This window comes from Planktosalinus sp., assembly GCF_059864935.1.
In genome coordinates this window covers 1-5614 of the sequence record NZ_JCBCCK010000018.1, presented here as the reverse complement: position 1 = coordinate 5614, position 5614 = coordinate 1, and the positions used below count along the sequence as shown (strand labels likewise).

Here is a 5614-nt window from a genome sequence, read left to right as displayed (position 1 = left end):
TCGGTTTAGGCCACGAACGTGGGCGCCATAGCTTCCGGCTTCCCTTCTGAAACAAGGTGTATAACCGGTGCACTTTATTGGGAGGTCTTTGGCTTGAAGGATTTCGTCACGAAACATATTGGTCACCGGCACTTCTGCAGTAGGAATAAGGTAAAGATTGTCTCCGGTCACGTGGTACATTTGTCCTTCCTTGTCGGGAAGTTGTCCAGTTCCAAAGCCCGAAGCTTCATTGACCAAATGCGGCACCTGATATTCGGTATAGCCGGCGGTGGTGTTTTTATCGAGGAAGTAGCTGATTAAGGCGCGTTGTAGTTTAGCCCCTTTTCCTTTATAGACCGGAAAACCGGCACCGGTGATTTTATTGCCCAGTTCAAAATCAATGATGTCATATTTTTTGGCAAGTTCCCAGTGGGGGAGTGCGCCATCGGCCAGTTTTGGGATTTCGCCTGCGCGAAAAACTTCTTTGTTGTCGTCTTCACTGCTTCCTGCAGGAACAAGTGCATTGGGAATATTGGGAATATTGTACAACAACTGCTGCAGCTTTTCAACCGCTGCGTTTAAGTCATCCTGAAGGGTTTTGGTTTCTTCTTTGTACTGGGTGGTTTTTTCTTTGAGAGCATTGGCTTCCTGTGCTTTGCCTGACTGAAACAATTGCCCGATTTCTTTGGAGAGTTTGTTGGATTCTGCCAGGATGTTGTCCAGTTTGGCCTGGGTGCTTCTTCTCAGTTCGTCAGTTTTCAATACTTCATCAAAAAGTGGTGCGGCATCGATGTTTCTTTTTTTCAATGCGGCTATATAGGCTGCCTTATTATCGCGTATGTCTGTAACTTGTAGCATAGTGGTGGTTTGAAAGGGCAAAAATACATGAAATTTTGGCAAATGTGGAGTTGTGAGGTTAAAGGTTTATGGGGTGTTGGAGAAGTGTAAATATAGGAGTTAAAAAATTAGGGTGGTATTTTTATTCTATGCCTATCTAAGGATGGAAACGTCTACACAATTATGATACAGTCTTAAATCAGAAATAATATTGAAGTCCAAATTGGAAACCGAAATGTTTCACTTTATCCCGGTCTACAATACCATAAATAAATCGGGTTCCAATTCGATAATTTTGTGCAAACCTGAATCCCACTCCCAGATTCATCCCCATTTCAAAGTCAACTGAATTGGGGGTTTCGTATTCATTATGTCTGTTGTCAGTAATCCTTTGGTTAATTAAAAGCCCTACTTGTGGCCCTATTTCAACATCAAAATGTTCGCTAATCAAGTATTGAATCATTACCGGTATTAATATTAAGGACTCTTTAAGTTCACCTTTATACCTACTAGAAAAGAACGGATCGTTAGGGTCTCCAATATCGAGAGAATTAAATTTTAAAGAAAATTCAGTTACCTGACTTGAAAACAGTAATTCGGGATTAATCCTTACCTTGTCTGAAACACCAAAACTTACAATTCCCCCGACATAAAACCCAATTTTTCCTTTATATTCAATTGGAACCGGGGTTTGTTCCCAATAGTCAGTATAATTCAACCCTGCTTTTAACCCCCATTCTGTTTTAGTTTGGGAGAAACTATCAAAAGAAACCAAAATAAATAGGAACAGGAAAATTAAGTTTAATTTTTTCATAAAATTGTTTGTGATTGTTTATATACACTACACTACTATTCTTTTCATAGCAGACTAATTGGGAAATTAAAGTACAGATATTATTCGATTTTTGTCATTTCAAGTTTTATTCCGCTTTCATCGAGATGAAATATTTTTTTCCCATTGATTTCTGTAATGGAAATCCCCATTATTGAATATCCATCTTTTTGATTTCCAATCTTCACATAATGTTTATTTTGTTCGACTTTCCATTTAGTTCCTTTGGTCATTTCTGTCATCATTCCGAACAATTCAGATTTGGAAGTAGTAGTAAGTTCAAAGTTTCCATTGGGATTAAAAAAGAAAGTAGAATTTTCAAATCCTTCAATTAAAGGGGCTAATTGAGGATTTGTTGGCTTATCAATAAATTTTTCTACTTTCCATTTTCCATAAATTTCCTTTTCATTTAAAGTTTGCCCAAATGAAGTTGAAACTAAGGTCACTAAGCACATTAAAACAAAATATTCCCTCATTTTTTTAATTTTAAATATTTGTAACTTGTCTAACTACGTTCATACGCTTCTCACATAATGCTAATTGAGCAAACTAAAATACAGATTTTATTTCAAAGCTTGCAAATTTATGTGCCGAAGCTAGACTTTGTAGATTGGGTGAGTAGAAGCCATAGCTTATCGCCGGGTTACCCAACGTTTTTTTAATCAGCAATTTGAAAAGTCAGAGGCATTTTATAAGAAACATTAATTGGTTTTCCATCCTTTGTTCCTGGTCGTAAATTCGGCAATAGTCCAATAACTTCGATTGCGTTTTGATTCATAATTTCAGGTCCTCCACTTGCTGTTATATTTATTGGTTTTCCGTTTGTGTCAATTACAAATTCAATCATAATTTTTATTTTTCCTGTTAGTCCAACGTCAGCCGCTAGGTCAGTATTAAATTTTCTAGCTACGTGCATCTGAATATACTTATTTGTACATTCTTTTCTTTTCTCGACATCCCATTTTTCTTTACAGTCAGGTGCAAGTGGTGGATTTTCAGTGTCCTTAAATTCGATTATTTGTGATTCGTCAATTTCTTTTTCAATCAATTCCGTTTTTGAATAATCAATACTTTCTGCTTGTTCTGATTTTGATTCAATAATTTTTGGTGTTGCAGGTTTGTCATCGCTTATTTTTTTCATTTCCAATTGAATCATTGGTAAGACAAAATAGGTTTTACCATTATTTTCTTGAAAAAGAATATGCATCGAAGAAAATCCATCGTTTTCTGTTCCAATTAAGATTTGGTCATTTTTTATTACCCAATTTTGATTGTCAAGAAAGAACAATTCTTTCATTCTGTCGTCTGCTAGTTTTCCAAACTTAATTCTAAAAACTTTATTTCCTTTGAAGTTGAACTTTGAGTTTAAAAAAGCATCTTCGACCATTTTTAAAGTTTCTTTTTGTGGCACTTGTTCAGAATTTGGAATATTAACATTGATTGCTTCCCATTCTCCCATTAATTTTTCATCATTCAGATTTTGTGCATTTACTAATATGCCAAATAGTAAGGTTATTCCTAATATTAATTTTTTTTTCATAATTTTTTTTTCAAATGTTGGGTAACGATTAGGCTATGAGCTGTGGCGTGGATTGAGCAACTAATTTAGCAAACAAAACCCAGACCTGAGGAAAATCCCAAAGGATTTTCCGAGTAGGCGAGTAGAAGCCATTGCTTATAGCTTATGTTGAACTAAACCTAAAGGTAGCTTCAAGCAACTTTCGCTGCCATTCACTACCTTTAGGGTATTCTATTAATTTTCAATTTTAAAATTATGAAAAAAAAACCAAACACTCATTGAAAAAGCCTGTAAATCTGTAAAAGGTTTTGATCTGCTCTACGGCAAACTCCAAAAAGCCATTTCCATTTCCGGCAAGAGCCAAAGCACCCTGACCAATTATGCACGTTGCCTGGCGCGGTTGGCACTCTTCTACAACTGCAACCCCATTGACCTGGACAACGAACAGGTGACCGACTACCTGCACCATTTAAAGTCCCACCGCAGTACCCCATCCGATAGTTTTTTCAAACACACCGTTTATGGGCTTCGCTATGCCTGCAAAGTGTGCGATGTAAAAACCCTGGAAGTGGTATTGCCAAGTATAGAGCGTCCCAAAAAGCTTCCCGTGGTGTTGAGCCGTGAAGAGGTCCAATTACTTTTAAATACCCCAAAGCTGCTCAAACACCGTGTGATGCTTGGCTTGCTCTATGGCTGTGGGCTGCGTTGTGGGGAGGTTCGCAACCTGCAGGTAAAAGACCTGGACTTTAACCGTAAGATGCTGCACATCCGTCAGGGCAAAGGACGAAAGGACCGTTATGTGCCCCTTTGTGATATGCTCATCCGTGGGCTTAAAAAATACCTGGATGCAGAAAAGCCCACCACTTGGTGCTTCAACGGCAATGACAGGGAGGGAAGACCCGTTGCCCTCTCCTCGCGTGGGGTGCAATGGGTGGTGCGACAAGCCCGACAAAGAAGTGGCATCAAAAAAGAAGTCACCACCCACGTGCTTCGCCATACCTATGCCACCCACCTCTTGGAAATGGGCCTGGACATTATGACCCTGAAAGACCTTTTGGGCCACGTCGATATACAAACCACCCTGGTTTACCTGCACGTGAGCCACTTGGACAAGCAACGGGCATTCTCGCCACTGGAAAAACTCTATACAAGGTAAACCGTGCAGCCACGCCATGAAGTGGCACAAGTGCTGGAACGCAACACAGGCCAATTGCACAAACTGATCCATAACAGTTGGCAATTGCGCACCCTCCACGCACTGCGCCGTTGCAGGACCGCGGCATTGGGCGGGCACATAGACCAATGCAACCATACCGCATGTGGTAAACTCCACCTGAGCTACAACAGTTGCCGCAACCGCCACTGCCCCAAATGCCAGGGACATAAACGCCAAGAGTGGATACAGGCACGTGAGGCAGAACTGTTGAATGTGCCATACTTTCATATAGTCTTTACCCTGCCGCAGGAACTCAACAGACTGGCTTTATATGCCCCTAAAGAACTCTACAATATCCTTTTTACCACAGCTTGGGAAGTCATAAATGGTTTTGGGCACAACCACAAGTTCTTGGGTGTCCAGACCGGTATGATCGCCATCCTGCATACCTGGGGGCAGAACCTCTGTTTGCACCCGCACCTGCATTGTATTGTGCCCGGAGGCGGTGTTGCCAAAAGCGGTAAATGGGAACAGGCCAAAAACAAAGGAAAATTCCTTTTTCCGGTCAAGGCGATGAGCAAGGTCTTCCGGGCAAAGATGGTAGCGGCATTAAGAAAACAACCCACAGAGACAATGAACTTTTATGAACAACTTTTTTCCAAAGACTGGGTGGTGTATTGCAAACAACCTTTCTTCGGGCCACAACAAGTGGTTGAATACTTGGGGCGCTACACCCACAAAATAGCCATCTCCAACCACCGCATTAAAAGCCTCGACAAGGACGTGACCTTCACAATGAAAGACTATCGCCATGGGGGCAAAAAAACAATGATGACCTTGAGCGACATAGAGTTCATCCGCAGGTTTGCCCTGCATATATTGCCAAAGGGTTTCGTGAGGATAAGGCATTACGGCATTTTGAGCAGTTGCAGGAAAAAACATATCCTACCGGGATTGCAAAAACTATTGGGAAGACCAAACCTGCCCCGGCAAGGGCAAAGCAAGCACCGTCGTTGTCCTGTTTGTAAAAAAGGGACACTGGTTACCCTATTGGCATTTGACAGCAGGGGGCCACCCAATAACTGGAGGGATAAAATGAAAAAATCGGGTATTTAACATCAACGCAAAAAAAGCGTAAGGCCATACCTATGCCCAAAAAGAAGGAGAAAACATAAAAACAAGGGTTTAGGAATAAAAAAAGGAAACAGTGAAGAAAGAAAACAACAAAGACCAACAAAATATACCTGTAAAAATCAGGATCCCACACAAATTAGTGCGATAAAAGCACGCA

6 protein-coding genes are annotated in these 5614 nt (G+C 40.6%); 2 read left to right on the top strand and 4 right to left on the bottom strand.

The genetic code is table 11. The annotated features are described in order from the left end of the window. From AC6F75_RS00780 to AC6F75_RS00765, 4 genes are all read right to left on the bottom strand, one after another. Nucleotides 1–837: aminoacyl--tRNA ligase-related protein (locus AC6F75_RS00780; protein ID WP_500713021.1), on the bottom strand; the 837-nt coding region annotated here is incomplete at its 3' end. A 178-nt stretch (nt 838–1015) separates the two neighbouring features. Beyond that, nucleotides 1016–1630, bottom strand: coding sequence for an outer membrane beta-barrel protein (locus tag AC6F75_RS00775; RefSeq protein WP_500713020.1), 615 nt, complete (start codon nt 1628–1630; stop codon nt 1016–1018). Between the two features lie 80 nt (nt 1631–1710). After that, the gene (locus tag AC6F75_RS00770) at nt 1711–2124 is read right to left on the bottom strand and encodes a hypothetical protein (protein WP_500713019.1); all 414 of its coding nucleotides are present in this window, start codon (nt 2122–2124) and stop codon (nt 1711–1713) included. A gap of 182 nt (nt 2125–2306) precedes the next feature. After that, a complete protein-coding gene (locus AC6F75_RS00765) occupies nt 2307–3188 on the bottom strand; it encodes an energy transducer TonB (protein WP_500713018.1) in 882 nt (293 codons plus the stop codon). Nucleotides 3189–3444: 256 nt separating this feature from the next. Between AC6F75_RS00765 and AC6F75_RS00760 the strand changes: the two genes are divergently transcribed. Together AC6F75_RS00760 and AC6F75_RS00755 are read left to right on the top strand one after the other, a co-directional pair. Continuing rightward, the gene (locus tag AC6F75_RS00760) at nt 3445–4323 is read left to right on the top strand and encodes a tyrosine-type recombinase/integrase (protein WP_500713022.1); all 879 of its coding nucleotides are present in this window, start codon (nt 3445–3447) and stop codon (nt 4321–4323) included. Nucleotides 4324–4326: 3 nt separating this feature from the next. Continuing rightward, nucleotides 4327–5439 carry an IS91 family transposase gene (locus AC6F75_RS00755; RefSeq protein WP_500713017.1) on the top strand — a complete coding sequence of 371 codons (1113 nt, stop codon included), beginning with the start codon at nt 4327–4329 and terminating at the stop codon, nt 5437–5439. Nucleotides 5440–5614 lie beyond the last annotated feature (175 nt).